We start from the raw sequence: 25,791 nt of genomic DNA on the forward strand, positions 1-25,791 counted from the left end.
GTCTCCTCTACACCGAACCCGGCTGTGGCAGCGGGATTTCGGGATGGCGGGCCTCGATCATTCGGCGGAAACCGTCGCGCCACCCGACCGTCGTGCGCCCCAGCACCTCGTGCATGTGGGTGACGTCAGGCCACAACGGCGTGTGGGCCTCGGGCGTGTACTCGAAAATCGGATCGATGCCGACCAGTTCGCCCATGTACGCGCAGTACTCCTCGACGCTGACCGTCTCGCTGCCGGCCCAGTTCACCACGACCGGCGGCGTGTCGGCTGCCTCCATCGCCCTGATCCCCAGCGCGACGTAGTCGTCCTCGTAGATCGGGTTGTAGTTGTTCGGCCGGTCCGGGTGCAGCCTTATCGGTCTACGAGCCAGCATTGCGTCGAGACGGTCGGCGGGGGCGCCGCCTTCGGGCCCGTAGGTGGAACAGATTCTGATGATGGTCAACGGAATCTCGTACTGTCTGGCGACCCACGTGCAGACCGCCTCGGCAGCAATCTTGGAGAAGCTGTAGTTCGCCCGCAACGGCACCCCGGGCGGATCGGATTCGGTCAGCGGCCGCTGACCCTGGTACGCGTAGATCGAGCCGGTCGAACACAGTACGAGGCCATTTGCGGCGCGGTACCGGTGCAGCAGGTCTCCCGAACGCTGCGCGTTCGTCTCCAGGCAGCGCGTCCAGTCCTCGGCTCCGGGATCGACCGCGGCGTGGAAGACATAGGTGAAATCGTCGGGGAGCGCGGAGAAGTCGCCGTCACCGATGTCGAGGGCGACCGGAATGACACCCGCGGCGCTCAGCCTGTCGCGGCTGGCCGGCTCACGCATCCGGGCTGCGCCCCACACCTCGTTGTTGCGTGCCAGCTCACGCGCCAAGGGGAACGCGATCTTGCCGGTGGCGCCGGTGATCAGGATCTTCTCGCCGTTGAGCATCCCTTAAGTCTTAGCGCACCGCGCCTCAAATGTTAAGTACTTGATATGTTGGCGGGATGCAGCTCACCTTCGATGCCGAAGTGGAGGCGTTCCGCGCGGAGTTCGTCGCCTTCCTCGACGAGCACCTGCCGCCGGAGGCCGAGGCGGCGGAGCGGTCCCGATCGACGGCCCACGTGCCGCAGTGGGCACGCTGTTGGCAGCGGCTGCTGTTCGACCACGGATGGTTGCTACCGGGAAACCCGCCGGAATTCGGTGGCCGCAACGCGGGCGTGCTCGAACAGTTCGTCCACCGCGAGGAGCTGGCGCGGCGCCGGATCTATCCTGCCTTCAATCCGCAGGGCGTCGGGATCATCGCCGCGTCGCTCCTGTCCTTCGGCAGCGACGAGCAGAAGCAGCGGTGGGCGGTGCCGATTCTGCGTGCCGAGATGACCGCATCGCTGGGCATGAGCGAACCCGGGGCCGGTTCGGACCTGGCGGGCCTGGCGACGCGAGCGGTGCGCGACGGTGAGGATTTCGTCGTCGACGGGCAGAAGGTCTGGACTTCGGGCGCACACGACGCCGATGTCATCCTCGCGTTCGTGCGCACCGACCCGGATGCCCCCAAGCACAAGGGAATCAGCGCGCTGTTGATACCCACCGACCTACCTGGAGTCGAGCGCAGGCCGTTCGCTTCGGTGTACAGCCGTGAGGACCTGGACTTCAACGAGGTGTTCTTCTCCGGCGTTCGGGTGCCCGCAGAGAATCTCGTCGGTCCTCTGCATGAGGGTTGGCGCGTGGCCAACGGATCGCTGGGCCACGAACGCACCATGATGTGGATGGCGTTCGCCAATCGGCTGGATCAACTGCTGCAGGACTTCCGCCCGGTGGGAGCGGTGAACCAGGACCGCTACGCGACGATCGCGATGGACTATCAGGCGCTGCGTCTGCTCGGTTCGGTCGCACTGGGGCAGGCGGCGCGGGGCGAACGCGACATCCCCGGCATCTCGGTGTTGAAGCTGTTCGGGTCGGAAGCCGAGCAGAAGGCGCTCGGGTATGCGCTCGACGCCGCGGGCGCAGACGGCTTGCGCAGTCCCGGACTCACAGCGCCGTACAACCCCTACAGCCCAGGTCTTTTCACCGCCGACTGGTTCACTCGCTACATCAGCACCTATGCCGGGACGATTTCGGGTGGGGCGTCGGAAATCCAGCGCAACATCATCGCGCAGCGGGTGCTCGGCCTACCGCCGCGCTAGGTATGTCGGCGGGGGCGCGGGTGCGGCGAGTTCCCGCAGCGATGCCATGAACAATTCGTCCATCCGTGGGCTCAGCTCGGCCAACGAGGCGGCACCGGCATGGCCGACGGAACCGAAGACGCGGTCAAGCGCATCGGCGCCCGCGGAAGAACCGATCGAAAGACACAGGCATGCAACGCCGTCGGCGCGCAGCTCCTCGAGGGCCTTGTGCGCGTCGGCCTCCGCATAGCGACCTTCGTAACCGTCGTCGTACGGGTGGCCGTCGGACAGGACGAGCAACAGCTTGTTGGGGGTGCCCGCCTCTTGCTTGAGGATCTCGGCCGCACCGCGGATCGCCGCGCCGAGGCGGGTGTAGCTCGACGGTTGCAGTTGATTGAGGCGAGCCCGCCCGACCGCCCCGAAGCGCTGATCGAACTTCTTGATGGCCGGAAGGTGGACCGCATGACGGCCTCGGGACCGGAAGGCGTAGACCGCGACCCGATCGCCGAGCTCCTCGAGCGTGGCCGCCAGTGTGGCGGCCGACCGCCGCTGGTGCTCGTGCACGGCCAGTCCGTCCGGGTCGGCGTCGGTCGCCGAGCCGGACGCGTCGAGCAGGATCAGCACCCCGAGGTTCCTGGCGACCTTGCGGTGTTCGGAGAAGATGTGCTCGGGCGGGGAGAACCCGGAACGGAGGTCGACGGACAGGTCGACGAGGGCTTCGATGTCGAGTTCGTCGCCATCCGGTCGGCGCCGCAACACCCTGGGGCCCAACCCGATCCGGGAAAGTCGGCGGCGCAGGACGTCGTCGGGGGCGACGACGGCAGCTCCGACGTCGGCGGGTGTGGTCAGCGGGTAGTCGATCACCCGGCACCAGTCCGGCCGGTACCGGCGCCGGAAGACGTCCCACTCGGGATGCAGCGCTCCGCCCACCCCGACGGCGGCACCCGGGCGTTCGTCGTCGGTGAAGTGGATCCGGGTGGGCACCGGCCTGGCGTGCGGCCCGCCCGCGCGGACCCGCCGCACGGCTTCGGCCTGCGGGTCGCCGCCGGCGCTGTTCCCGGAGGACCCCGAGGTGCCGAGCAGCTTGCGCAGGAAGTCGCCGACCGTTTTCGAGTTGAAGAGCGGGTTGTCGAACATCTTGAGGATCTTGCTTTCCTCCGACGGCCCCTCGTCATCGTCATCGTCTTCGTCTTCCGGTAGGGCGGCCGGATCGGGTGTGAACCGCAGGTCGTCATCGGAGGCGCGTGCGCCCAACTCGGTCGTGCTCAGCAGTGCCGACGGTTTGAGGGTGCCGAACCAGTCGGGCGGATCACCGACTCTTGTTCGGCTGCACGCGATTTCGAGGGACTCGGCGGCGGACGTGGTGCCGTGCGGGTTCTCGGGGTGGAGCCTCGCCGCCAACGGCAGCCGGCGGGCCAACTCGACGAGCACCCGGCTACCCTCGATCGCCAGATAGCGACGTGCGAGAGCCGAGCGCGCCCGCAACGGCCGAATCAGTGGCTCGCGCAGGCTGCCCGCCCCGATGAGCGCGCTGTGCAACACCACTTCCCGCCGAATCTGCTCGGCCGAACCCCTGTCCGAGACGAAGATGACCGTGCCGTTGGTGTGGGCGGGGTGGCCCTTCGGCGCAGTCGCGATGTCGATCGACCGACCGGCGATGAACGTCGCCAGAAGCCGGAAGCGATCGAGTTCGGCCGCGCCCGGGTCGTTCACGGGCCGGGCAGCAGCGCATCGACGAGTTCGCCGAGCGCGCGCACGACGTCTCTGTCGTCGGACAGCGCCTCCACGATCGCGGCCTGCACGGCGCGCCGCAGACCGAGCCCCTCGGCAGCGAGCCCGCCGGCCAGGATGAGCGTCCGCGTCGAGGACGCCTCGCGCAGCGGTGAGCCCTCGATACCGCGGATAGCATTACCGATCGACACCAGGGTCCGTGCCGTGTCGACGTCGATTCCGGCCTCGTGCGCGACGATCTCGGTCTCCACCTCGGGCGGCGGGAAGTCGAGTTCGATCGCGACGAACCGTTGGCGCGTCGACTCCTTGATGTTCTTCAGCACGCTCTGGTAGCCCGGGTTGTACGAGATCACCAGTTGAAACCCGGGCGCAGCGGACAGGGTCGTACCGAGCCGGTCGACCGGCAGTTCGCGACGGTGGTCGGCCAACGGGTGGATCACGACGGTGGTGTCCTGGCGCGCCTCGACGATCTCGTCGAGGTAGCAGATCGCGCCCGTCCGAACGGCTCTGGTCAGCGGTCCGTCGACCCAGACCGTCTCACCGCCCTTGAGTAGGAACCGGCCCACCAGATCGGCCGACGTCATGTCTTCGTGGCCGGCGACGGTGATCAACTCGCGGTCCAGTTCGTGGGCCATCGCCTCGACGAACCGGGTCTTGCCGCATCCGGTGGGACCCTTGAGCAACACCGGCGAACCTCGCCGGGCCGCGGCGCGAAACACCTCGACCTCATCGCCGACCGACCGGTAAAACGGTGCCCGCGAGTGACTTTCGAGCGTCGGCACGTGATTATTGGCTGACACCTCATTCGCTCCGTTCGTGCGGCACCACCGCAGGCATCTCCACGCCCTCCGGCAGCACGAATTCGCCGTCGGTGTTGATGTAACCCGAGTGCCTGGTCGGAATCGGCAGCGACGGGTCGGGGCACGGCCGATCGGTGCCTTCGCCGCAGAGGCCGGAGGTGAAGTAGGAACGCTTCTGCACATCCTCGGGCCACGGGTCGGCATGGGTCGCCATGAACTGCGCGGGAATGATGTAGAAGACGAAGAACGATGCGCTGATGGCGGCGAAGATCGCGAGGAAACGCACGAACTGCTGCTTGGCGAATTCGCCGCGGACGTTGTCTAAGCCCCGCTCGACGACCGTGCGGCCGCGGTCGTCGGTGAAGAACCGCAGACAGCACAACGCGGCCTGCACGCCGCCCCACATCAGGCCCTCGTAGATCGGCCACTGGTAGTAGGTTCCGGCGTTGATCGACAGCGCCTGGATGGCACCGGGGAACGTGTACATCCCCAACGGCATCAGGACCAGGCCCTCCATCACGAAGTCGAACACGAAACCCCAAGCGAAGGCGACGCCGATCAGACCCTTGGCGCCGAGGTTCGGCCACCGCTGCTGAGCTTTTCGCATGACCCAGCAGCCCAGGATCGTGCACAGCAGCACGCCGTACGCGTATCCGGAGACGTTGATGCCCAACGGTTCTGCCACTTGGGCGCCGGGCCTCTCGGGCGACAGCCAACCCGGGACGTGCGGGGCCCACGAGCCCATGTTGAACGCCCACGCGTTGTAGGTGCACCAGGTGTTGATGTAGTTCAGCAGCGGGTCCTGGAAGAAGAACAGACCCGTGGACACCATGATCATGCCGTCCAACGTGATGCGACGTTCGCGTCGCCACGGCCGGATGATGAACCACCAGATGGCGACCGGGAAGAGCACCGGTGAGCCGATCTGCCACATCATCAGGGCGACCTTCATGAAGGTGGGCGGCTCGGTCGGACCGGGATCGACCGGCGTGAAGTACGGGCCGGTGATCCACCGGATCCAGACGTAGATCTGGAAGACCAGGATCACGCCACCCAATGTCGCCCAGATCTTGACCCGGTTTGACGGCCGCGGCGACGCCTCTTCGAGTCGACCCACTGTGCTCAGCGACTCAGCGGATGGCTTGTTCGACAGTTCGCTCACGACGCCTCCTCGATCGCGCCTCGTCATCGCGATCTCGAGAAATATACCCGTCGGTATCTGGATAACTCAATGGGATCTTAGATTCTTATGGCAGAATTCCTGCATGGCGGAGCGGTGGACCCGGGAGCGGCGACTCGAGCACACCCGGTCGCTGCTGCTGGACGCGGCCGAGGACGTGTTCGCCGAAAAGGGTTTCACGGCAGCCACTGTCGACGACATCGCCTACGAAGCCGGTTACACGAAGGGCGCCATATACAAGCACTTCGCTACCAAGGAGGAGCTGTTCCTGGCCGTCAGCGACCGCTACTGGCGGCGCTATTTCGACAACTTCGCCGAGGTGATGTCGTCGTCGAAACAGGTGGAGGCCCGCGAGCGCGACGAGATCGCGCAGCGGTGGCGTCAGCTGAGCCAGGACCGCGGTGCCGAGCACGCCGCCCTCGGTCACGAGTTCACCCTGTACCTGTTGCGCAATCCGGATGCGCGAGAACGCGTGGTCGGCAAGCGCGCGGAGGTGGTCGAGGCGCTGGCGAAGTTCATCGTCGACGGCATCGACCGCCTCGGCGGAACTCTGGTGATCCCGCCGTTGACGTTCGCCCAGGTGCTGATCGCGACCAGCGATGCCATCGTGCTCGGCAGTGAGCTCGACGACGTCGACCTCTACCGGCCGATCATCGACATGTACGTCTCGGCGATCAAATTCCCGTGACGGCCCGCGCGCCCGCCCGCCGCGTCAAATAGTCGATCTGCAGGTGAATCGAGTACAGGACCAGTGGGGGCAGCACCATGAACGGGATGTTTTCGGCGATGAACTTGAAGCCCAGACCGTAGCCGTCCTGTCCGATGTTCTCGAATCCCGCACCCACCTCGGCGAGGAAGTACACCGCGGTGCTGCTCATCAGGACGGCACATCCCGCGAACGCTCCCCACAGGCAACGGATCCGGGATTCCGTCGACAGGTCGGTCTTGATCAGTCGCGTCCACATGACGAACACCACGACACCGGTGGTCACGCCGACCACCTCCAACGCGAAGATCCACGGGTTACCGCTGACGTAGCGGGTGTCGGCCAGGGCGTACTGCCACCACAGCCACTTCCAGCCGGGGTCGGTCGTGGGCGTCCACCAGCCGAGCGGATGGCCGATGAGGAACATCAGTTCGTAGCCGATCTGGCTGCACGCGGTATAGGGCAGATAGAACAGCGTGAGTTCCGCTGCCTTGTCGAGCCGACTCCGGTTTTCGCCCGGCGCATCCCACAGGATGACGATGGGCACCAGTATCACCGGTATCCCGAAGAGCAGGTTGGCGATGACGTCCGCGGTGAACGTCGGGGCGATCAGGCCGAACTGCACACCGATCGTCATCGCGAGGAAGACGACCCCCGTCAGTAACCCGACGCCGAGATAGATTCGGCCGCGGTGCGGCGCCACCGGGCGAGCGAAGTTCGGCTCGCGGGTCTGCAATGTCGTCATGCCATCACGCTCCGTTTCCTGCCGTGACGGCAACCGGATTCTGTTGCGCCGCTATCGATATCGACTTCGTGTCGGTGTAGCCGTCGATCCCCTCACGGCCGAGTTCGCGGCCGTAGCCGCTGTCCTTGACGCCGCCGAACGGTGCGAACGGATCCATCGTGTAGCCCTGGTTGACGCCGAAGGTCCCGGTGCGGATGCGCTCGGCGACGGCGACTCCCCTTTCGGCGTCTTCGGTGAACACCGATCCGGCCAGGCCGTAGTCGGAGTCGTTGGCGACCGCCACTGCTTCGTCCTCGTCGGCATAGGCGATGACGGTCAGGACGGGCCCGAAGATCTCCTCGCGCGCGATGGTCATGTCGTTGTCGGCGTCGGCGAACAACGTCGGCTTCACATACCAGCCACGGTCGAGCCCGTCGGGCATGTCGGCGCCCCCGTCGACGAGGCGCGCGCCGTCGGACCGGCCGGTCCGAATATAGCCCCGCACGCGCTCCTGCTGACGTTGTGCGACGAGCGGTCCGACCTGTGTGGCCGGATCTGTCGGATCCCCGACGACGAGCGACGTCATCTCGGCGGCCAGGGCATCGGTGAACTCAGCCGAACGTGCCGCAGGCACCAGAATCCTGGTGAGCGCGTTGCAGATCTGACCGCTGTTGGACAGGCTTGCCGAGCGGACGCCGGCGGCGACGGCGGCGGGATCGGCATCGGCGAGGACGATGGCGGCCGACTTGCCGCCGAGTTCGAGGCTGACGCGGCGCAGATCGACGGCGCACGCGGCGGCCACCGCCTTGCCCGCCGCGGTCGACCCGGTGAACGAGACCTTGTCCACCCCGCGATGTTTCACGAGGTACTCGCCCGCGGAGCGGTCACCCGGCAGCACGCTGACCACGCCGTCGGGGAGCCCGGCCTCGGCGATCATGTCGGCGAGCAGCAGTGCGTCCAGCGGTGACTCGGCCGCAGGCTTGAGCACGACCGTGCAGCCGGCGAGCAGCGCGGGAATCAGCTTGGTGACGATCAGGAACTGCGGCATGTTCCACGGCACGATGGCGGCGACGACACCCACCGGCTCGCGGCGGATACGGATATCGGTTCCATACATTCCCGGACGGGATTCCTCCCACGGGTACGTGTCGGCCAGATCGCAGAACGCCGACATCATCATCGTGGGCAGTCCGACCTGCGCGCGCTGGGCGAAGCTGATGGGCGCCCCGATCTCGGCGGTGATGGTCTCGGCCATCTCGCCGCGCCGTTCGCCGTACCGCTCGGCCAGCCGGCGCACGGCGGCGATGCGTTCGGCGGGGGCCAGACGCGGCCACGGACCGGAGTCGAACGCGGAGCGCGCGGGGCGGCGACGGCCCTGTCGATGTCCGCGGGCCCGGCGGCGGCGACGCGCGCGACGGGTTCCTCGGTGTGAGGAGAAATGACCTCGATGTGGTCCCCGGCGCTCGCTGGCGACCATTGGCCGCCGATGAACAACTCGTCCGATCGCATTGTCTGCTCACCTTTCCGCGCCGATGTCTGCACCACGGTTGTGGTCCGAATGGAGGTCCGACCGCGGTGCGTAATCGGTGTCGCTGCCCGGCCCCGGCCGGTCTATATCAACTACTTGCGATTGTGACATGGAGCATATACCGTCGGCGCTGCAGCTCCCGGCACGGTCCAGGCCGGGCGGACAGGAGTAAGGCAATGGCTCGCTTTCCCAAACCGCCAGAAGGAAGTTGGACGGAGCACTACCCCGAACTGGGAACCGATCCGGTCTCCTACGAGGACTCCATCAGTCCGGAGTTCTACGAGAAGGAACGCCACGCGATCTTCAAGCGCGCGTGGCTGAATGTCGGCCGGACCGAACAGGTTCCGCGCAAAGGCAGCTACTTCACCAAGGAGTTGAAGGTCGCAGGCACGTCGATCATCGTGGTGCGGACCACCTCCGGTGAGGTCAAGGCGTATCACAACATCTGTCGGCACCGCGGCAACAAACTGGTGTGGAACGACATGCCGCTCGAAGAGACCAGCGGGGTATGCAGGCAGTTCACCTGCAAGTACCACGCCTGGCGCTACGACCTCGACGGCAACCTCACCTTCGTGCAGCAGGAGGAGGAGTTCTTCAACCTCGACAAGAGCCGCTACGGGCTGGTGCCGGTGCACTGCGAGGTCTGGGAAGGGTTCATCTTCGTCAACTTCGCCAAGGAACCCGAACAGTCGCTGCGTGAGTTCCTCGGTCCGATGATCACCAACCTGGAGGGCTACCCGTTCGACAAGATGACGTCGCGGTTCCACTACCGGTCAGAGGTCAAGGCGAACTGGAAGCTCTACATGGACGCGTTCCAGGAGTTCTACCACGCGCCGGTACTGCACGCGAACCAGTCGCCGACCGCCTACTCGAAGGCCGCCGCCGAGGCCGGCTTCGAGGCGCCGCACTACCGCATCGAGGGTCCGCACCGACTGGTCAGCACCTCGGGTGTGCGCGCCTGGGAGATGGCCGACGAGATGCGCAAGCCGATCGAGGACATCTGCCAAAGTGGATTGTTCGGGCCATGGGACAAGCCGGATCTGGGGGAGATGCCCGCCGGCCTGAACCCGGCGAAATGCGATCCGTGGGGCCTTGATTCGTTCCAGTTGTTCCCGAACTTCGTGATCTTGTTCTGGGGGCAGGGCTGGTACCTGACCTACCACTATTGGCCGACGTCGTACAACACGCACCTGTTCGAGGGCACCGTGTATTTCCCGCAGCCGCGCACTCCCCGAGAACGCATCGCGCAGGAACTGGCCGCGGTGTCGTTCAAGGAATACGGGCTGCAGGACGCCAACACGCTGGAGGCCACCCAGTCGATGATCGAGTCGCGGGTGCTCGACGACTTCCTGCTCTGCGATCAGGAGGTGCTGATCCGCCACCTGCACAAGGAGACCGCGGCGTGGGTAGAGAACTACGAACGCAAGACGGCGGGTGTGTGAGATGACGACCACGACGGCCAAGTTGCCACCGGAATTCGCCGACTTGGAACAGTTTTCGGACTGGTGCCTGGGGTCTGAGGCCGAACGCTATGCCAAGCGGCTGTCCTCGACGATGACCGAGATGCAGGCCTTCTACGATGCGATCACCGCGCGCGCCGAGGAGGCCATCGCCTACTGCGACAAGTTCTCCCTGGACGAGCTGCCCGAGGACGTGCTCAACCTGATGCATCTGCTGTACTCGATGATTCAGGTGTCCTTCCCGGTCGAGTGCTGGAAGCAGCCGAAGGTGCCCGATTCGGGTGCCACAACGCTCGACTGCGTTTCCGAACCGGTTCCGTGACCGATCGAATCGTCCTGCGCGCTGCGCGCTGGGCCGACGTCGTGGCCGGTGAGGTGCGCTCGCCGGCCGTGGTGGTCGTCGAAGGCAACCGCATAGTCGCGGTCAATCCAGCGGAACCGCAAGACGATTCGGTGACCGAGATCGACCTCGGAGATGTCACGCTGTTGCCGGGCCTGATGGACATGGAGCTCAACCTCCTCATCGGAGGGCCCGGCGGGCCGGAGGGCTTGCCCAGCCCCATGCACGGTGTGCAGGACGATCCCGTCTATCGCACGCTGCGCGGGGCGGTCAACGCCCGCAGGACGCTGGAGGCCGGCTTCACCACCGTGCGCAACCTCGGCCTCATGGTCAAGACGGGCGGCTACCTGCTCGACGTCGCGTTGCAGCGGGCGATAGACCAGGGTTGGCACGTCGGCCCACGGATCTACCCCGCCGGGCACGCGGTCACTCCGTACGGCGGCCATCTCGATCCGACGGTGTTCCAGCGGCTGGCTCCGGGCATCATGCCGTTGTCGGTGGCCGAGGGCATCGCCAACGGCGTCGACGACGTGCGCGCGTGCGTGCGCTACCAGGTCCGCCACGGCGCCAAGCTGATCAAGGTATCGGCCTCCGGTGGGGTGATGTCGCACAGCACCGCTCCCGGCGCGCAGCAGTACTCCGACGCGGAACTCGCCGCCATCGCCGACGAGGCGCACCGTGCGGGCGTCCGCGTCGCCGCACATGCGATCGGGGACAGCGCGATCCGTGCGTGCATCAAGGCAGGCATCGATTGCATCGAGCACGGATTCCTCGCCAGCGATGAGACGATCCAACAGATGGCCGACACCGGCACCTTCCTCGTCTCGACCACCTACTTGACCCAGGTGATGGCGATCGACCGCATCGCGCCCGAGCTTCGGAAGAAGGCAGAGGAGGTGTTTCCCCGCGCACAGGCCATGCTGCCCAAGGCCATTGCGGCCGGTGTGCGCATCGCCTGCGGTACCGACGCCCCGGCGATTCCGCACGGCCAGAACGCCAAAGAACTGTGTGCGCTCGTCGAACGGGGCATGACGCCGATTCAGGCGATCCGCGCCGCCACCGTGACCAGTGCCGAGCTGATCGAGGCCGACGACGAGCTGGGCCGCCTGGCGCCCGGCTACCTCGCCGACATCATCGCGGTGCCCGGGGATCTGACCGACATCGCCGCCACCCTCGATGTGTGCTTCGTGATGAAGGACGGTCACGTCTACAAGCACGAAGAGGGGTGACGGTGGTGGCTGGGGAAACAGACGCAGAACTGGGCATGGAACTCGGCGACAACATCCTGTGGCATCTGAAGCAGGCCTGGTACTTCGCGCTGACCGCCGTCAACGACGCGGTCGGCCAGCACGGCGTCAGCACCGCCCAGATCGGTGTGCTGCGGCAACTGGCCAACGAGCCGGGCCTGTCCGGAGCCGAACTCGCGCGCCGATTGCTGATCACCCCGCAGGGGGTGCAACTGGCGGTCAAGTCTCTGGAGCAGCGGGGGCTGGTCGAACGTAAACCCGATCCGCACCACGCGCGAATCCTGAAGGCGTACCTGACCTCTGAGGGACGCAAGGTCGCAGGCGCGGTCGTCAGCGATGCCATCGCCGCCCACGAGGCCGTCTTCGGCGTCCTCACTCAAGAAGAGCAGCAGACGCTGCGTGACCTGCTGGCCCGGGTGGTCGTGAAGGGTACCGGGCACACGATGGCCGACGACCACATCGGCGACTGATCGACTCAGCCGTTGCCGAAGCCGATGTGGCTGCGAATCAACGGAAGATCCGCCATGGTCGCGAATCCCGCGGGCGCGGCGACGATCGCGGGCACCGCGTTGAGCACCTGCATCGCCGTCGCCACGTTCGCCGAGCGCACGTGCTCGGCCATGCTCGCATCGCGGCTGAAGCTGGCGAGGGAGAAGAAGTGGGTGCGCATCGACGGATCACCCTCGATGGTCAGCGTCCAGCCGTGTTGTGGCTTCGGCCAATGCGTGGGGTACTCGTTGCCGACCGTCCACAGCGTCTCGATCTCGACCAGTGTCTCACCGTTGCGTCGGCCCGACCACGTCCACCGTTGGCCCGCCGTCGTTCCCGCGGCCAGGACGCGGTCGAAGATCTGATGGTCGGACGTGGCCGCGACGGCGTCGACCGAGGCGGTCACCTCGTCGATGCCCGCGTTGAGCGCATCGGCGATGAGCCAGACCTGCTCGCTGAAGATCGCGCTGTTGAACGCGAGGAAGTCGGTGCCCGTGGGGCTGATGGTCTCGACGGGTTCTCCGAAGCACATGTTGTCGAACGTGATCGCCGTGCTGTCGTAGACCGACCAGTCGGCGCGCTCCTGCAGAGTCACCCTGTCGATGGTGCGGCTCATCCCCGACAACGCCAACGGCAGCACGCCGGACAGGTTGCCCGGATTCAGACCGCTTCCGTGCACGGTGCTGTTGCCGGTCTTGCACGCGTCGAGCAACCGATCGCGGTCCGCAGGCCGGATGCGACGCGGGTGGAACAAGAATGCGGTCGTGGCCACGTTCTTGCAGTTGGCCAGGATCGCGCACACCTCGTCGACTTCGGTGTTACGGGGCGTGTACAGCACGCAATCGGCGTCGAGGGCGAGTATCCGATCCACGTCCGTGGTGGCGGCGACGCCGATCGGGTCGCGGCCGGCCAGGGTCCCGACATCGACACCGTCCTTATCCGCGGAATACACACGCGCCCCGACCAGATCGAACGCCGACCGGTTGTCGAGCACCGCGGTGATCATCTCGACGCCCACGGCGCCGGTGCCCCATGCGATGACGCGATGCCGTTGCATTCGGTCACGCTACGTCATCGGCACACGGGGCCGCATCAAGTGCTTGAGATCAATCGCAAGTACTTGATACTGTGGTGACGATGTCCGATGACGAGTTCGCCCGACTGCGCATCAAACGCGTGGTGCACGAAACCAGCGACGCCGTGTCGCTGGTTCTCGATGTTCCGGCGGACTGCTCTGATCGCTTCGTCTACAAGGCGGGTCAGTTCCTGACGCTGCAGGTCAGGGTTGACGGAGACGACCACCGCCGGTGTTACTCGATGTCATCGTGCCCGCACAACGGCAACGACCTGCAGATCACCGTCAAGCGCGACCCGGGTGGGCTGGTCTCGAACTGGCTCAACGACACCGCGCAGGTGGGTGTCGAGATTCACGCTTCGCCACCCGACGGTCGATTCCTGCTCGGCGACACCGAGCGCGACATCGTCGCGTTCGCCGGCGGCAGCGGTATCACCCCGATCTTCTCGCTGATCGGCTCGGCGTTGGTGAGCACCCGCAGGCGGGTCAGGCTGTTCTACGCCAACAGAAGCCGCGATTCGGTGATCTTCGGCGAGCCGCTCACAGCGCTGGCCGCCGCCAACGCCGAGCGCCTGTCGGTGACCAACCACTTCGACGACGAAGCCGGCGTCGTGCAGGCCGCGGCGGTCGAGGCATTCGCATCGGCGAGCGGTGACGTCGACTACTACATCTGCGGTCCGGGGCCGTTCATGGACACGGTGGAGAACACGCTGTTGAGCATGGGCGTGCCGCGCGAGCGGCTTCACCTCGAACGGTTCACGGTGGCACCGGTTTCCGACGAGGTCGCCGCCACGTCGGAGCAAACCGAGGAGGTGGTCATCGAACTCGATCGCAAGTCCACCATCGCGCCCTACCGGTCGGGTAACACGCTGCTGCAGACCGCGCGCATGGCGGGGTTGCGTGCGCCCTCGTCATGTGAGACGGGTTCATGCGGAACGTGTATGGCGCGCATCGTGTCCGGAAGCGCTCGCATGCTCAACAACGATGCGCTCGATGACGACGAAGTGGCCGAAGGTTGGGTGCTGACATGCCAGTCGCTGCCGACGAGCCGAACGGTCCACATGATCTATGAGTAGAAGACGAGGTCGGCTGATGGGACGGACGCGATGACTCGGGTCGCGGTGGTGACTGGCGGTGCTTCGGGCATGGGGGAGGCGACGTGCCACGAGCTCGGCCGTCGTGGGCACAAGGTGGCCGTACTCGACGTCAACGGCGAAGCGGCCCAACGGGTCGCCGAGAAGCTGCGGGCGGACGGCGTGACGGCTCTGGGAGTGGCCGCCGACGTGAGCAATCGTCCGGCGGTCGAGGAGGCGTTCGCGAAAGTGCGGAGCGAGCTGGGGCCGGTGCACATCCTGGTCACCAGCGCCGGTGCCGTGGACTGGGCGGCTTTCACCGACATCACGCCGGAGGCGTGGCAGCGGCTCATCGACGTCAACCTCACCGGAACATTCCACTGCTGTCAGGTGGCCGTGCCCGACATGCTCGACGCGGGCTGGGGTCGCATCGTGATGATCTCGTCGTCCAGTGCGCAGCGCGGCTCTCCCCGGATGGCGCACTATGCCGCGTCCAAGGGTGCATTGCTCTCGCTGACCAAATCGCTTGCGCGCGAGTACGGACCGGCCGGGATCACGGTCAACAACATCCCGCCGTCGGCCATCGAGACACCGATGCAGCATGCCGGTCAGCAGTCCGGACACCTGCCGTCGAACGAGCAGATGGCCGCGACGGTCCCGCTCGGCCACCTCGGCACCGGCGAGGACATCGCCGCGGCCGTGGGCTTCCTGTGCTCTGAGGAGGCCGGTTTCATCACCGGTCAGATTCTCGGCGTCAACGGCGGGTCGGTGCTGTGATGGCCGCCCCGTTTTCCGCATACCGAACACGACACGGAGGTTTCCATGGCTAAGTGGCCAAAGCCCGCCGAGGGTAGCTGGACTGAGCATTATCCGCAGCTGGGGACCGGACCGATCTCGTTCCGTGACTCGATCTCGCCGGAGTTCTACGAGCTCGAACGCGAAGCGGTCTTCAAACGCGCCTGGCTCAACGTCGCGCGTGTCGAGGAGCTGCCGCGCGTCGGAAGCTACCTGACCAAGGAGATCGACGCCGCCAAGACGTCGGTGATCGTGGTGCGGGGTAAGGATCAGCAGATCCGCGCGTTCTACAACATCTGCCGTCACCGCGGAAACAAATTGGTGTGGAACGACTTTCCTCACGAAGAGGTCAAGGGCACCTGCCGACAGTTCACCTGCAAGTATCACGGGTGGCGCTACGACCTCAAGGGCGATCTGACCTTCGTGCAGCAGGAGGGCGAGTTCTTCGGTTTGGACCACCAGCGGCACGGGTTGAAGCCGGTGCAGTGCGATGTCTGGAACGGGTTCATCTTCATCAACTTCGATCCCGAGCCGCGGTGGACGCTGCGCGAGTTCCTCGGCCCGATGATCACCGCGCTCGACGACTATCCGTTCGAATTGATGACCGAGCGTTACGAATTCGAGGCGCGCAACAACAGCAACTGGAAGATCTTCGCCGACGCGTTCCAGGAGTACTACCACGTGCCCTCGCTGCACTCGCAGCAGGTGCCCAGCGCGGTGCGCCAGCCGAACGCGACGTTCGAATGCGGTCATTTCCAGATCGACGGACCACACCGCCTGGTGTCGACGGCGGGCACCCGGCGCTGGCTGCTCGACCCGGAATACATGTACCCGGTCGAACGGGTCACGCGCTCTGGGCTCGTGGGGCCGTGGCGCACCCCCGAGACGCATCAGTCGGCCGGCCTGAACCCCGGTGGCATCGAACCCTGGGGCATCACCAACTTCCAGATTTTCCCGAACCTGGAGATCCTCATCTATCACGGCTGGTATCTGCTGTATCGGTACTGGCCGACGTCGCACAACACCCATAAGTTCGAGGCCTACAACGCATTCCATCCCGCCCGCACCGTGCGCGAGCGCATCGAACACGAGGTCGCTTCGGTGGTGCTCAAGGAGTTCGCGCTGCAGGACGCGGGAATGCTCGGCGGCACGCAGGCGGCGCTGGAGTACGGCCTGGGGGAGCCGATCGTCGACGACTATCCGCTCAGCGACCAGGAGATCCTGGTGCGCCACCTGCACCACGAGGCCGTCAAGTGGGTCGAGGAGTACAAGGCCGAGCGCTCGCCGGTGGGGGTGTGACCATGACGCGTCTGCCCAGTGCGTTCGCGGAGTTCGAGTCGTTCGCCGAGACGTGGTGCCTGCCAACCGAAGCCGAGAGGTGGGCCACCCGGATGGCCACCCCGATGCCGCAGATCCGGGAGTTCTACGACGCGTTCACGCCGCGCTTCGAGGAAGCGATCGACTACTGCGACAAGTTCCCGCTCGACGACCTGCCCGAAGACGTGCTGAACCTGCTGCATCTCATCTACTCGATGATCATGGTGTCGATGGCCGTCGAGGTGTTCGGTACCCAGAAACCCGCCGACTCCGCCGACGCGGTGATGAACCGCGTCAGCGCGCCGGTGCCATGACGAAGGAGACACCATGAGCCTGCTCACCATCACCAAGCTGACCGCATCGGTCGGCGCGGAGGTGACCGACGTCGATTCCGACGCGCTGGCCCACGACGACGCGCTGGGCGCAGCGATTCTGGATGCGTTGGAGGACAACGGCGTACTGGTGTTTCCCGGGCTCGGGCTGACGCCGGAGGCGCAGGTGGCGTTCTGCCGGCGGCTCGGCGAGATCGACCACTCGTCGGACGGCCACCATCCGGTCGCCGGCATCTACCCCGTGACGCTCGACAAGTCGAAGAACGCTTCGGCGGACTATCTGCGGGCCACGTTCGACTGGCACATCGACGGATGCACGCCCACCAACGACGAGTGCCCGCAGAAGGCCACCGTGCTCTCGGCCAAGCAGGTCGCCGAGACCGGCGGCGAGACCGAGTTCGCGAACTCATATGCGGCCTACGAGGCGTTCACCGACGAAGAAAAGGAGCGTTTCGGGGCGTTGCGGGTGGTGCATTCGCTGGAGGCCTCCCAACGCCGGGTCACGCCGGACCCGTCGCCCGAGCTGGTCGCCAAATGGCGGTCGCGACCCACCCATGAGCACCCGTTGGTGTGGACTCACCGCAGCGGCCGCAAGTCGCTGGTGCTGGGTGCGTCGGCGGATTACGTCGTCGGTATGGACGTCGACGAGGGTCGGGCGCTTCTCGCCGAACTCCTCGACCGCGCCACCCAGCCGCAGCTGGTGTACAGCCACCGCTGGACCGTCGGCGACACGGTGATCTGGGACAACAACGGAGTTCTGCACCGCGCCGCGCCTTATGACCCGAACTCACCCCGCGAGATGCTGCGCACGACGGTGCTGGGTGACGAGCCGATCCAGTGAATCGCGTCGGCGCATAGGCGCTGAGTACCGGACTCGCGCGCCCGCGCGTTGACGCAGGGCGTGCCGCTATGGAAATCTGATACCCAGATATGAGAATCACGTTCTCGTACGTTGAGATCGTCGAAATGGAGGGCGCATGACCGAGGACCTCACCACGGTCGACTTCTTCCGGGACGGGCGCCTGACGGACGACCCGTACCCGTTCTACGAGGCGCTGCGCAACAAGTGCCCGGTCGCCCGTGAGGACCACTACGGCGTGACGATGGTGACCGGCTGGCAAGAGGCCGTGGATGTCTACAACGACGCCGAGACGTTCTCGTCGTGCATCTCCGTGACCGGTCCGTTCCCGGGCTTCCCCGTTCCGCTCGAAGGGGACGACGTCACCGACCTGATCGTCGAACACCGCGACGAGATCCCGTTCAGCGACCAGCTGCCCACGCTCGACCCGCCGACGCACACCAACCACCGCGCCCTGCTGATGCGGCTGATCACGCCGAAGCGCCTCAAGGAGAATGAGGACGCGATGTGGCAGCTCGCCGACGACATCCTCGACGATTTCCTCGCATCCTGTGAAGGCGAGTTCATCAGCGGTTTCGCCGCTCCGTTCACCCTGCGGGTGATCGCCGATCTACTCGGGGTGCCCGACGAGGACCGGCCGGAGTTGCTCGAGCGGTTGGCCCGCGGCACGCACGGCGGCGGGCTGGGCAACGCTGACAAGACCCTGACGAAGACACCGCTGGAGTACCTCTACGAGGTGTTCGCCGAGTACATCGAAGACCGTCGTCGCGAACCGCGCGACGACGTGCTGACGGGGCTGGCGACCGCGACGTTCCCTGACGGCACGGTGCCGGAGGTGGCCGACGTGGTCCGCGTCGCCACCAACGTGTTCTCCGCAGGCCAGGAGACGACGGTGCGGCTGCTGTCGACCGCGCTGAAGGTGCTCGGCGACCGGCCCGACATCCAGCGCAAGCTGCGCGACGATCGCAGCCTGCTGCCGAACTTCATCGAGGAGTGCCTGCGCATCGAGAGTCCGGTCAAGGGCGACTTCCGGTTGTCGCGAGTGCCGACGACGGTGGGCGACCAGGCCCTCGGCGCCGGATGCACCGTGATGGTGATCAACGGTGCGGCCAACCGCGATCCGCGCCGCTTCGAGGATCCGGACAACTTCGATCCCGAGCGCAAGAACGCCCGCCAGCATCTGGCGTTCGGCCGCGGCATCCACAGCTGCCCGGGCGCGCCGCTGGCCCGGGCCGAGACCCGTGTCGGGCTCGAGCGACTGTTGGACCGCACCACCGACATTCGGATCAGCGAAGCCCATCACGGCCCCGCGGGGGAGCGTCGTTACAACTACATCCCGACGTACATCCTGCGCGGGCTGACCGAACTTCATCTGGAGTTCGACGTGGTCTCGGGTGATGCCGAATGAAGGTCACCGTCGACGAGGATCGCTGCGCAGGACACGGCATGTGCCTGACGTTGTGCCCCGAGGTGTTCGAGCTCAACGACGACGGTTGGGCGGTCGCGAACCCGGAAGAGGTTCCGGCCGAACTGGAATCCGCGGCGCGCGAAGCGATCGACAACTGCCCGGAACGCGCGATCCGCGAGATCGACTGACAAGCGACGTCGGCGCGGTGCCGGCATCCAACACGAAGGAGCTCGAATGGCGAAGGCGTACATCCTCATTACCGAGGACGTCAAGGATCCCGACGGTATGGCGGAGTACGGCAAGGTGGCCAGCCAGACGATGGCCAGCGCGACGCTGCTGGCATTCGATCAGAAGGCCGAGGTGATCGAGGGCACCTGGCACGGCACGCAGACCGTGCTGCTCGAGTTCGAGTCCGAGGAAGCGGCCAAGGCGTGGTACTACTCCGATGAGTACCAGGCCGCCGCGAAGCTGCGTCAGGCCGCCGCCGACTGCAACGGCGTCATCCTGCACGGGCTGGGCTGATTCGCTGTCGCCCAAACCGACGTTTTGGCGGGAGAATTCGAGCAAAAGCCGCCAAATCGTTGGTCTCGGCGCGACTTCAGGCGGAAACCAGCGGGCCGGTCGGCGTCGTCGTGGTGGCGTGTACCAGTAACTCGGCGAGTTCTCGCGGTCGGCTCAGGAACGGCGAGTGCGAGGCGTCGATGGTCAACTGTTCAACGCCGAGGCGACGGCTCACCGTGTCGGCCAGCCAGCGCGGCATCGACCGGTCCTGCAGACAACGGATGAAGCTGCGGGGGAGATCGGCCTCCCAGAACCGCGGCACGGATACCGGCGTCACCGTCGTGTCGCCGAAGCGTTCGGGACCGAGGCGCTCGAACGCCCAGCGCGCGGTGGCCTCGTCGCAATCGTGGTAAAAGTACCGCCACGCGCCTTCGAAGTCGGCGAACCACATCGCGCCATCGTCGTCGAACTTCAGGTAGCCCAACATCTCTCCGACGTCGGCGTCGAAATCCTCGCCTAGTTCGTCGCCGTCGTCGCGCATCGCCATCGCTTCGGGGTAGGTGCGACCTTCACGGGGCAGCGCCGCCGCGAGGTAGGTGATGTGGCTGACCAATTCGGGCGCGGCGTCGGCCGCCAGCGTAGCGTCGAAGCCGCCGCCCGAATGTCCGACGAGAACGCTGCTAGCCGAACCGGCTGCCCGCAACGCTTCCACGATCGCGTCGCGCCGGTTGGCCAGTGTCGACTCCTCGTCGGCGCGTGCACCGTGTCCCGGGAGGTCCACCGCGACCGCGTCGTGGCCCATCGCCGTCAGCTCGTCGATCACGCGCTCCCAGCACCAGGCGGCGTGAAAGCCCCCGTGGACGAAGACGAATCGCATCAACTCAGGGCGCGCACCGGAACATGCGACCAGCCCGCGACGTTCTGCATCGCCACCCGACGGCAGTCATCCCACAGCACTTCATATTTGGGGATCAGGTCGAGCAGCCGCTCGAGTGCGATCGCCGTCTCCATCCGGGCCAACGCCGCACCGAGGCAGCTGTGAATGCCGTAGCCGAAGCCCAGGTTTTGCGCCTCGGTGCGGTTGCGGTCGATGTCGAAAGTGTCGGCGTCGGTGAATGCCTCGGGATCGCGGTGTGCCGAGGCCTGCAGGAGGAACACCGGCTTGCCCTCGGGGATCGTCACGCCGTGCAGTTCCACATCGCGCATCGAGCGCCGCACGTTGTAGTGCACCGGCGGCTCGTAGCGCAGCAGTTCCTCGACTGCGGCGGGAATCTTGCTGCGGTCATCGAGAAGCTTCTGCCACTGGTCGGGGTGACGGGCGAACGTGACCGCCGCGTTGCCGACCAGCTTGGTGACGGTCTCGGCGCCAGCACCACCGAGAAGCGTTGCGAATCCGGCGATCTCGAAGTCGTCGAGTGATTCCTTCTCACCATCCTCGCGGGTGATCTCGGCGGCCACCAGGCGGCTGAACATGTCGTCCTTCGGGTCAGCGCGCCGCTCCTGGATCAGTTGGAAGTACAGCCCCATGGCTTCGCCGATGGCCTGCATACCCTCTTCGGACATGTCGACCTGGCCGGGCTCGCGATGCAGCGACGCGTCGACCCATTCTCGGACCTGCTGCCGATGTTCCTCTGGCACGCCCAGCATCTGGGTGATGACTTCGACCGGGAAGAATGCGGAGAAGTCGCTGACGACGTCGAAGTGGGAGGGATCGGCCTTGGCGATGTACCTGTCGATGGTCTCGGTCACCATCGGCCGCATCGCCTCGATCGCCCGGGGGGTGAACACCTTGTTCACCAGGCTGCGCATGTGGCGATGTTCGGGCGGATCCATCAGGATGATCATCTTGGCCGGCATCGGCTCGTCAGAGCGAATGGTCGCCAGATCCAGACCGTATGCCGACGAGTAGGTGGCGAAGTCCTTGTAAGCCGCGGATACGTCTTCATGCCGCGACAAGGCGTAGAAGTCGAGTTCCTCGTTGTAGTAGACCGGTGCTTCTTCGCGCAGGCGCCGGTAGATCTCCCACGGTCCGTCGAAGTACTCCTGCGAGAACGGGTCGAAGACGATTTTCGACGTGGTCATGCGTCTTCGATCGAGATCGCCTGGCGCGGGCACTGTCGCACCGCTTCCCTGACTTGCTCCTCGTTCTCGGGCGTCACTTCTTCCTGAAGCACGTGTAGGTAGTCTTCCTCGTCGAGATCGAACACCTCGGGGATGATGCCCATGCACACTCCGTTGCTCTCACAGAGCCCGAAGTCGACGATGATCTTTTGAGTCACTTCAACACCTTCACCGGGACGTGGTGGTATCCGGCCACATTCTGCATGTGCACGCGTTCGAGGCCGTCGAAGTTCACCTCGTAACGCGGCATGAAATCGAGCAGGTGCTCGAGCGCGATCGTGGTTTCCAGGCGGGCCAGCGCAGCGCCAAGGCAGCTGTGAATGCCGTAGCCCAGTCCGAGGTTCGGTGACTGCGTGCGATCCCGGGTGATGTCGAACGTCTCGGCGTTGTCGAATGCGCGGGAATCGCGGTTGGCCGCCGCCTTCATCAGGAACACCGGCTTGTGCGCGGGAATGGTGCCGCTGGGCACCTCGGCTTCCTTCAGCGTGTAGCGCACGTTGTACTGCACCGGCCCGACGTAGCGCAGCAATTCTTCGACGGCGGCCGGCACCAGGCTGCGGTCGTCGAGCAGCATCTGCCACTGTTCGGGATGGCGGGCGAACTCGACCACCGCGCTGCCGACGAGCTTGGTGACCGTCTCCGCGCCGGCGCCACCGAGAAGTGCTAGGAATCCGGTGATCTCGAGATCGTCGAGCTGGCGCATCTCACCGTTCTCACCGGGAATCTCCGCGCGGATGAGCCGGCCGATCATGTCGTCCAGAGGGTTCTGCCGCCGCTCCTGAACGAGGCCGTAGTAGTACATGCCCGAGTCGATGTTGGCCTGCATGTTCTCTTCGGACAGCTCGAGCTGGCCGGGCTTGCGCTGGAGGCTGATGTCGATCCAGCGCCGGACTTGTTGACGAAACTCCTCAGGCACCCCCGCCATCCGGGTGATCACTTCTACCGGGAACGGACCCGAGAAATCCTGCACCACATCGAAGTTGTCGGGATCGACCTTCGAGAGGTACTGCTCGACGAGTTCGGTGATGTTCTCGCGCTGCGATTGGATGGCCCGGGGGGTGAAGGCCTTGTTGAGCAGGCTGCGCATGTGCCGGTGCTCGGGCGGGTCCATGAAGATGATCGACTTGTGCGGGCCTTCCTCCGAGCGCACCATCGCCAGGTCGCAACCACGAGATGAGGAGAACGACTCGTGGTCCTTGAGCGCTGCGGCCACGTCGGCGTGCCGCGTCAGCGCGTAGAAGTCCTGCTCCTCGTCGTAGTAGAGGGGCGCTTCGTCGCGCATCCGTTGGTAGATCTCGTACGGGTTGTCGAAGAACTCCTGCGACACCGGGTCGAACACGAGTTTGGGCTTGGTCATGGTCTCCTCTTTCGCGGCGGGCTGTCGACCGCTTCCGTTACGCGAGGCCGCAATAATGTAACGCCTCTAGTATGCCTCACCGGATGCCTCCTGGTAAGGGGAATCGCCGCTGTTTATGGCCAGGATCCCGGCATCGATGACCTCGTCGAGCAGGCCAAGGTCACTGCCCAGCTCGCCCGCCGTCTGGCGAACCACCGCGACGTCCTTGCCGATGAACTCGCCGACGTCGGTGACGAAGCCCTGAACCGAGCCCCGCGCGGCGATGAACTCGCCGACCCGGCTGGTCCCGCTGCCGTGGGTGAGCGAGGTGAGCAGCTCGGCCTCCTGGACGCCGAGGCGGGCGCCGAGGTCGACGGCGGTGCGCAGCAGACCGATCTGGGCGGCGAACAGGCTGTTGTTGACGAGCTTGACGGCCTGGCCCGCGCCGATCTCGCCGACGTGCAGGATCGGGTCGCCGTAGCTGGCCAGCACCGGTCGGACCTTGTTGACCGCGGCGTGCGCGCCGCCGACGAACAGGGTCACCTCGCCGGCCGCGATGTTGTGCGGGCCGCCGCTGACCGGCGCGTCGACGACGTCGATGTCGGTGAACTCGGCCGCCAGCCTTCGCGTGGTGGCCGGGCTGCCCGTCGTGTGAATGATCAGCGCACCGCCCGGTTGCATGGCCGCGGCCAGGCCGTCGTCCAGGCACACCTGGCTGACCTGCTCGTCGGTGAACACGCAGATCGCCACGGCGTCGGCCCCGTCGGCGACGTCGGCCGCACGGGTCACGGGCTGCGCGCCGATATCGCGTAGCGCGGCGCATTTCTCGTCGGTCCTGCCGAGTGCGCGGACCTCGTGACCGGCTTCGATAAGGCGGCGCACCATCGGCGCGCCCATGCGCCCCGCCCCGACGAAACCGACCCGCGTCACCGCGGGTGGTCCATGTTCTGCAGCGCCGTGTCGGCCACGGTGAACACCGATCCCTCCGGTGCCGATGCGGTGGCCGCGATGCTGGCCGCGTGCCGAACGTCCTTCTGCAGCAACGCGCCTGCGATGGGCGCCAGTGCCTCGACCGTGCCGCCGAACATCGCGATGCTGCCCAACGCCTTGCTGGTTGCCGATCCACCGTTGAGCACCTCGGCAAGGCGCACGCGCGGAATACCCAGGGACTCACCGAGATCGAGAGTGCTCAGCGCGCTGCCGAGATTGGCGGTGAACAGCAGGTTGTTCAGGATCTTGGTGACCTGTCCACTGCCCAGCGGGCCGAGATGCACGATTGGGTCGGCATAGGTCGCGAACACCGGGCGGCAGCGTTCGACGACGTCCTCCTCGCCGCCGACCATCACCAGCAGCTTGCCCTCTTCGACGGCGGGCCCACCGCCGCTCACCGGCGCGTCGATGACCGAAACACCCTGTTTGGCAGCGGCTTCGGCGATCTCCCTGCAGGTGTCGGGATGTACGGTGCTGTGGATGGCAATGGTTGCGCCGGAGGCCAGGCCGGCGAGCACACCGCTCTCACCGTTGAGGACTTCGCGCACGTCGTCGTCGCCGACCACGCACAGGCAGACCAGATCGCTGGCCGCGGCCAACTCCGCAGGCGTGCTCGCGGACTTGGCTGCCGTGCCGGCATACGGTTCGAGGCTGGCCGCCCGACGCGCCCACAGCGTCGTCTCGAACCCGCCCTCGACGATCTTGCGGGCCATGGGGCCGCCCTGGCTGCCCAGTCCGATGAATCCGACGCGCATCAATCCGCCTCCACTTTCTGCTCGGCCTTGTCCTCGGCGCCTCTTCGGGCCGCGACGCATTCCTCGACGAACGACAACACTTTGTCGTGGTAGTCCGCGGCCGCGTAGGACAGCGAAATGTTGTGACCTGCGCCGGCCTGTTCGTTGAGGACGAAGCGGGGCGCGGCGGTGAACACCGCGGCGATGTCGGCCAGCGACTCGGGGTCGGTGCGCCACACCCGCTCGTGTTCGGCGACGGTGAACTGCACGGGCACCTCGACCCGCGCAGCCATCGCCGGAAAGTCCCGCCGCGGCCAGTTTTTCGTCATGTCCGCCTCGTACGGCGCGCCCGTCGACGAGTTCGTGATACCCGAGAGCACCTCGGGCGGATACAGGTCGGCGGGTTCCCACAGCAGGTCGCGAAGCCCCACCGGCCGCCGGGTGGCCGTCGTCGTCTTCAGGATCTGGGCCGCGGAGTCCGCATACCGCAACCCGGTACCGGCCAGGCCGAGTCCGAGCACCCCCGCCTGAGCGGCACGGTCGTCGGCGGCCATGCGCACCGCCAGTTCACAGCCTGCCGAGTGGCCGAGCAGGAACAGGCCTTCGCCGCGCGGGTTCTGGCCCAACACCTTGTCGACGGCACCATAGGCGAGCGCGACCCGCTGGTCGGGTTGGTGCATCGCCTCGGGATAGGGCGCCGAGCTGCCGTAGCCGGGTCGGTCCAACGCCACCACCGTGATTCCTCGGGCCGGACCGGCGCGCAGCAGCGACAGCTGAGGATGGCCGGGACAGTCGAAATACGCTGCGGTGCTGGCACCTCCGTGGAGGGCGACGATGACGGCGGCCGGGTTGTCGGCATGTGCGACAAGGCCCGACATGGGAACGCCGTCGACGAGGACGACGCGGGGGCGC

The 25,791-nt window shown here is 66.2% G+C and carries 27 protein-coding genes and 1 pseudogene; 14 read left to right on the forward strand and 14 right to left on the reverse strand.

Annotated features, from left to right (window positions below; translation table 11 throughout):
* Positions 1-7 precede the first annotated feature (7 nt).
* A complete protein-coding gene (locus tag RMCN_RS00920; RefSeq protein WP_067386569.1) occupies positions 8-922 on the reverse strand; it encodes an NAD-dependent epimerase/dehydratase family protein in 915 nt (304 codons plus the stop codon).
* 56 nt (positions 923-978) lie between these two features.
* Between RMCN_RS00920 and RMCN_RS00925 the strand changes: the two genes are divergently transcribed.
* Positions 979-2,154 carry an acyl-CoA dehydrogenase family protein gene (locus RMCN_RS00925; RefSeq protein ID WP_067386570.1) on the forward strand — a complete coding sequence of 392 codons (1,176 nt, stop codon included), beginning with the start codon at positions 979-981 and terminating at the stop codon, positions 2,152-2,154.
* On the opposite strand, the gene RMCN_RS00930 is transcribed toward RMCN_RS00925, so the two are convergent.
* From RMCN_RS00930 to RMCN_RS00940, 3 genes are read right to left on the reverse strand one after another with little or no spacing between them, the layout of a single operon-like run.
* On the reverse strand, positions 2,140-3,846 hold the full coding sequence (locus RMCN_RS00930) for a nitric oxide reductase activation protein NorD (RefSeq protein ID WP_067386572.1): 1,707 nt from the start codon (positions 3,844-3,846) through the stop codon (positions 2,140-2,142). The genes RMCN_RS00925 and RMCN_RS00930 overlap by 15 nt on opposite strands.
* Positions 3,843-4,664: a CbbQ/NirQ/NorQ/GpvN family protein gene (locus tag RMCN_RS00935; RefSeq protein ID WP_067386575.1), complete on the reverse strand. Its 822-nt coding sequence runs from the start codon at positions 4,662-4,664 to the stop codon at positions 3,843-3,845. Before RMCN_RS00935 ends, RMCN_RS00930 begins: the two co-directional genes overlap by 4 nt.
* Before the next feature lies 1 nt (position 4,665).
* Positions 4,666-5,826: a spirocyclase AveC family protein gene (locus tag RMCN_RS00940; RefSeq protein WP_067386577.1), complete on the reverse strand. Its 1,161-nt coding sequence runs from the start codon at positions 5,824-5,826 to the stop codon at positions 4,666-4,668.
* Positions 5,827-5,929: 103 nt separating this feature from the next.
* Here RMCN_RS00940 and RMCN_RS00945 point away from each other — a divergent pair, with 103 nt between their 5' ends.
* Positions 5,930-6,532 carry a TetR/AcrR family transcriptional regulator gene (locus tag RMCN_RS00945; RefSeq protein WP_067386579.1) on the forward strand — a complete coding sequence of 201 codons (603 nt, stop codon included), beginning with the start codon at positions 5,930-5,932 and terminating at the stop codon, positions 6,530-6,532.
* Here the strand turns inward: RMCN_RS00945 and RMCN_RS00950 are convergent.
* Together RMCN_RS00950 and RMCN_RS00955 are read right to left on the reverse strand one after the other, a co-directional pair.
* Positions 6,519-7,295, reverse strand: a complete 777-nt coding sequence (locus tag RMCN_RS00950) for an emopamil-binding protein (RefSeq protein WP_067386581.1) — start codon at positions 7,293-7,295, stop codon at positions 6,519-6,521. The genes RMCN_RS00945 and RMCN_RS00950 overlap by 14 nt on opposite strands.
* Before the next feature lie 4 nt (positions 7,296-7,299).
* Positions 7,300-8,783: pseudogene (locus RMCN_RS00955) on the reverse strand (aldehyde dehydrogenase).
* 195 nt (positions 8,784-8,978) lie between these two features.
* Between RMCN_RS00955 and RMCN_RS00960 the strand changes: the two are divergent.
* From RMCN_RS00960 to RMCN_RS00975, 4 genes are read left to right on the forward strand one after another with little or no spacing between them, the layout of a single operon-like run.
* Positions 8,979-10,244 (forward strand): aromatic ring-hydroxylating oxygenase subunit alpha, encoded by a 1,266-nt coding sequence (locus RMCN_RS00960; RefSeq protein ID WP_064417416.1) that lies wholly within the window; start codon positions 8,979-8,981, stop codon positions 10,242-10,244.
* Position 10,245: 1 nt separating this feature from the next.
* Entirely contained in the window at positions 10,246-10,584 is a 339-nt protein-coding gene (locus tag RMCN_RS00965; protein ID WP_064397097.1) for a hypothetical protein, read from the forward strand.
* Positions 10,581-11,831 (forward strand): metal-dependent hydrolase family protein, encoded by a 1,251-nt coding sequence (locus tag RMCN_RS00970; RefSeq protein ID WP_067386583.1) that lies wholly within the window; start codon positions 10,581-10,583, stop codon positions 11,829-11,831. The genes RMCN_RS00965 and RMCN_RS00970 overlap by 4 nt, the downstream gene beginning before the upstream one ends.
* 35 nt (positions 11,832-11,866) lie before the next feature.
* Entirely contained in the window at positions 11,867-12,319 is a 453-nt protein-coding gene (locus RMCN_RS00975) for a MarR family winged helix-turn-helix transcriptional regulator (RefSeq protein WP_064417418.1), read from the forward strand.
* A gap of 5 nt (positions 12,320-12,324) precedes the next feature.
* Here the strand turns inward: RMCN_RS00975 and RMCN_RS00980 are convergent, their stop codons facing one another.
* Complete coding sequence (locus tag RMCN_RS00980) at positions 12,325-13,395, reverse strand: NAD(P)H-dependent amine dehydrogenase family protein (protein ID WP_064426259.1); 1,071 nt, start codon at positions 13,393-13,395, stop codon at positions 12,325-12,327.
* Positions 13,396-13,475: 80 nt separating this feature from the next.
* On the opposite strand from RMCN_RS00980, the gene RMCN_RS00985 reads away from it, so the two are divergent.
* The 8 genes from RMCN_RS00985 to RMCN_RS01020 all read left to right on the forward strand — a co-directional run bounded on the left by RMCN_RS00985 (position 13,476) and on the right by RMCN_RS01020 (position 19,719).
* Positions 13,476-14,489, forward strand: coding sequence for a ferredoxin--NADP reductase (locus RMCN_RS00985; protein ID WP_064417464.1), 1,014 nt, complete (start codon positions 13,476-13,478; stop codon positions 14,487-14,489).
* Positions 14,490-14,519: 30 nt separating this feature from the next.
* On the forward strand, positions 14,520-15,263 hold the full coding sequence (locus RMCN_RS00990) for an SDR family NAD(P)-dependent oxidoreductase (RefSeq protein ID WP_064397089.1): 744 nt from the start codon (positions 14,520-14,522) through the stop codon (positions 15,261-15,263).
* A gap of 45 nt (positions 15,264-15,308) precedes the next feature.
* Complete coding sequence (locus RMCN_RS00995; RefSeq protein WP_064417420.1) at positions 15,309-16,580, forward strand: aromatic ring-hydroxylating oxygenase subunit alpha; 1,272 nt, start codon at positions 15,309-15,311, stop codon at positions 16,578-16,580.
* Between the two features lie 2 nt (positions 16,581-16,582).
* The gene (locus RMCN_RS01000) at positions 16,583-16,912 is read left to right on the forward strand and encodes a hypothetical protein (protein ID WP_064426257.1); all 330 of its coding nucleotides are present in this window, start codon (positions 16,583-16,585) and stop codon (positions 16,910-16,912) included.
* 13 nt (positions 16,913-16,925) lie between these two features.
* Positions 16,926-17,771, forward strand: coding sequence for a TauD/TfdA dioxygenase family protein (locus tag RMCN_RS01005; RefSeq protein WP_067386585.1), 846 nt, complete (start codon positions 16,926-16,928; stop codon positions 17,769-17,771).
* A 136-nt stretch (positions 17,772-17,907) separates the two neighbouring features.
* Complete coding sequence (locus RMCN_RS01010; RefSeq protein ID WP_067386587.1) at positions 17,908-19,197, forward strand: cytochrome P450; 1,290 nt, start codon at positions 17,908-17,910, stop codon at positions 19,195-19,197.
* Complete coding sequence (locus RMCN_RS01015) at positions 19,194-19,385, forward strand: ferredoxin (protein ID WP_064397080.1); 192 nt, start codon at positions 19,194-19,196, stop codon at positions 19,383-19,385. The genes RMCN_RS01010 and RMCN_RS01015 overlap by 4 nt, the downstream gene beginning before the upstream one ends.
* Positions 19,386-19,431: 46 nt before the next feature.
* Positions 19,432-19,719, forward strand: a complete 288-nt coding sequence (locus RMCN_RS01020) for a DUF1330 domain-containing protein (RefSeq protein ID WP_064397078.1) — start codon at positions 19,432-19,434, stop codon at positions 19,717-19,719.
* A gap of 76 nt (positions 19,720-19,795) precedes the next feature.
* On the opposite strand, the gene RMCN_RS01025 is transcribed toward RMCN_RS01020, so the two are convergent.
* The 7 genes from RMCN_RS01025 to RMCN_RS01055 form a co-directional block, all read right to left on the reverse strand.
* On the reverse strand, positions 19,796-20,575 hold the full coding sequence (locus RMCN_RS01025) for an alpha/beta fold hydrolase (protein ID WP_064397076.1): 780 nt from the start codon (positions 20,573-20,575) through the stop codon (positions 19,796-19,798).
* Positions 20,575-21,780, reverse strand: coding sequence for a cytochrome P450 (locus RMCN_RS01030; protein ID WP_064397074.1), 1,206 nt, complete (start codon positions 21,778-21,780; stop codon positions 20,575-20,577). Before RMCN_RS01030 ends, RMCN_RS01025 begins: the two co-directional genes overlap by 1 nt.
* A complete protein-coding gene (locus tag RMCN_RS01035; protein ID WP_064397072.1) occupies positions 21,777-21,977 on the reverse strand; it encodes a ferredoxin in 201 nt (66 codons plus the stop codon). The genes RMCN_RS01030 and RMCN_RS01035 overlap by 4 nt, the downstream gene beginning before the upstream one ends.
* A complete protein-coding gene (locus tag RMCN_RS01040; RefSeq protein ID WP_064397070.1) occupies positions 21,974-23,176 on the reverse strand; it encodes a cytochrome P450 in 1,203 nt (400 codons plus the stop codon). The genes RMCN_RS01035 and RMCN_RS01040 overlap by 4 nt, the downstream gene beginning before the upstream one ends.
* A gap of 66 nt (positions 23,177-23,242) precedes the next feature.
* Positions 23,243-24,085 (reverse strand): NAD(P)-dependent oxidoreductase, encoded by an 843-nt coding sequence (locus tag RMCN_RS01045; RefSeq protein ID WP_064397069.1) that lies wholly within the window; start codon positions 24,083-24,085, stop codon positions 23,243-23,245.
* Positions 24,082-24,900, reverse strand: a complete 819-nt coding sequence (locus RMCN_RS01050) for an NAD(P)-dependent oxidoreductase (protein ID WP_064426254.1) — start codon at positions 24,898-24,900, stop codon at positions 24,082-24,084. The genes RMCN_RS01045 and RMCN_RS01050 overlap by 4 nt, the downstream gene beginning before the upstream one ends.
* Positions 24,900-25,757, reverse strand: coding sequence for an alpha/beta hydrolase (locus RMCN_RS01055; protein ID WP_064426333.1), 858 nt, complete (start codon positions 25,755-25,757; stop codon positions 24,900-24,902). Before RMCN_RS01055 ends, RMCN_RS01050 begins: the two co-directional genes overlap by 1 nt.
* Positions 25,758-25,791 lie beyond the last annotated feature (34 nt).

The sequence above is a fragment of the Mycolicibacterium novocastrense genome, assembly GCF_001570485.1.
Classification (GTDB): domain Bacteria; phylum Actinomycetota; class Actinomycetes; order Mycobacteriales; family Mycobacteriaceae; genus Mycobacterium; species Mycobacterium novocastrense.

Coding starts and splice junctions, on each gene's coding strand:
- RMCN_RS00920 (WP_067386569.1), bottom strand. CDS start 922: ATGCTCAACGGCGAGAAGATCCTGATCACCGGCGCCACCGGCAAGATC.
- RMCN_RS00925 (WP_067386570.1), top strand. CDS start 979: ATGCAGCTCACCTTCGATGCCGAAGTGGAGGCGTTCCGCGCGGAGTTC.
- RMCN_RS00945 (WP_067386579.1), top strand. CDS start 5,930: ATGGCGGAGCGGTGGACCCGGGAGCGGCGACTCGAGCACACCCGGTCG.
- RMCN_RS00950 (WP_067386581.1), bottom strand. CDS start 7,295: ATGACGACATTGCAGACCCGCGAGCCGAACTTCGCTCGCCCGGTGGCG.
- RMCN_RS00960 (WP_064417416.1), top strand. CDS start 8,979: ATGGCTCGCTTTCCCAAACCGCCAGAAGGAAGTTGGACGGAGCACTAC.
- RMCN_RS00965 (WP_064397097.1), top strand. CDS start 10,246: ATGACGACCACGACGGCCAAGTTGCCACCGGAATTCGCCGACTTGGAA.
- RMCN_RS00975 (WP_064417418.1), top strand. CDS start 11,867: ATGGAACTCGGCGACAACATCCTGTGGCATCTGAAGCAGGCCTGGTAC.
- RMCN_RS00980 (WP_064426259.1), bottom strand. CDS start 13,395: ATGCAACGGCATCGCGTCATCGCATGGGGCACCGGCGCCGTGGGCGTC.
- RMCN_RS00985 (WP_064417464.1), top strand. CDS start 13,476: ATGTCCGATGACGAGTTCGCCCGACTGCGCATCAAACGCGTGGTGCAC.
- RMCN_RS00990 (WP_064397089.1), top strand. CDS start 14,520: ATGACTCGGGTCGCGGTGGTGACTGGCGGTGCTTCGGGCATGGGGGAG.
- RMCN_RS00995 (WP_064417420.1), top strand. CDS start 15,309: ATGGCTAAGTGGCCAAAGCCCGCCGAGGGTAGCTGGACTGAGCATTAT.
- RMCN_RS01000 (WP_064426257.1), top strand. CDS start 16,583: ATGACGCGTCTGCCCAGTGCGTTCGCGGAGTTCGAGTCGTTCGCCGAG.
- RMCN_RS01005 (WP_067386585.1), top strand. CDS start 16,926: ATGAGCCTGCTCACCATCACCAAGCTGACCGCATCGGTCGGCGCGGAG.
- RMCN_RS01010 (WP_067386587.1), top strand. CDS start 17,908: ATGACCGAGGACCTCACCACGGTCGACTTCTTCCGGGACGGGCGCCTG.
- RMCN_RS01015 (WP_064397080.1), top strand. CDS start 19,194: ATGAAGGTCACCGTCGACGAGGATCGCTGCGCAGGACACGGCATGTGC.
- RMCN_RS01020 (WP_064397078.1), top strand. CDS start 19,432: ATGGCGAAGGCGTACATCCTCATTACCGAGGACGTCAAGGATCCCGAC.
- RMCN_RS01025 (WP_064397076.1), bottom strand. CDS start 20,575: ATGCGATTCGTCTTCGTCCACGGGGGCTTTCACGCCGCCTGGTGCTGG.
- RMCN_RS01030 (WP_064397074.1), bottom strand. CDS start 21,780: ATGACCACGTCGAAAATCGTCTTCGACCCGTTCTCGCAGGAGTACTTC.
- RMCN_RS01040 (WP_064397070.1), bottom strand. CDS start 23,176: ATGACCAAGCCCAAACTCGTGTTCGACCCGGTGTCGCAGGAGTTCTTC.
- RMCN_RS01050 (WP_064426254.1), bottom strand. CDS start 24,900: ATGCGCGTCGGATTCATCGGACTGGGCAGCCAGGGCGGCCCCATGGCC.
- RMCN_RS01055 (WP_064426333.1), bottom strand. CDS start 25,757: ATGTCGGGCCTTGTCGCACATGCCGACAACCCGGCCGCCGTCATCGTC.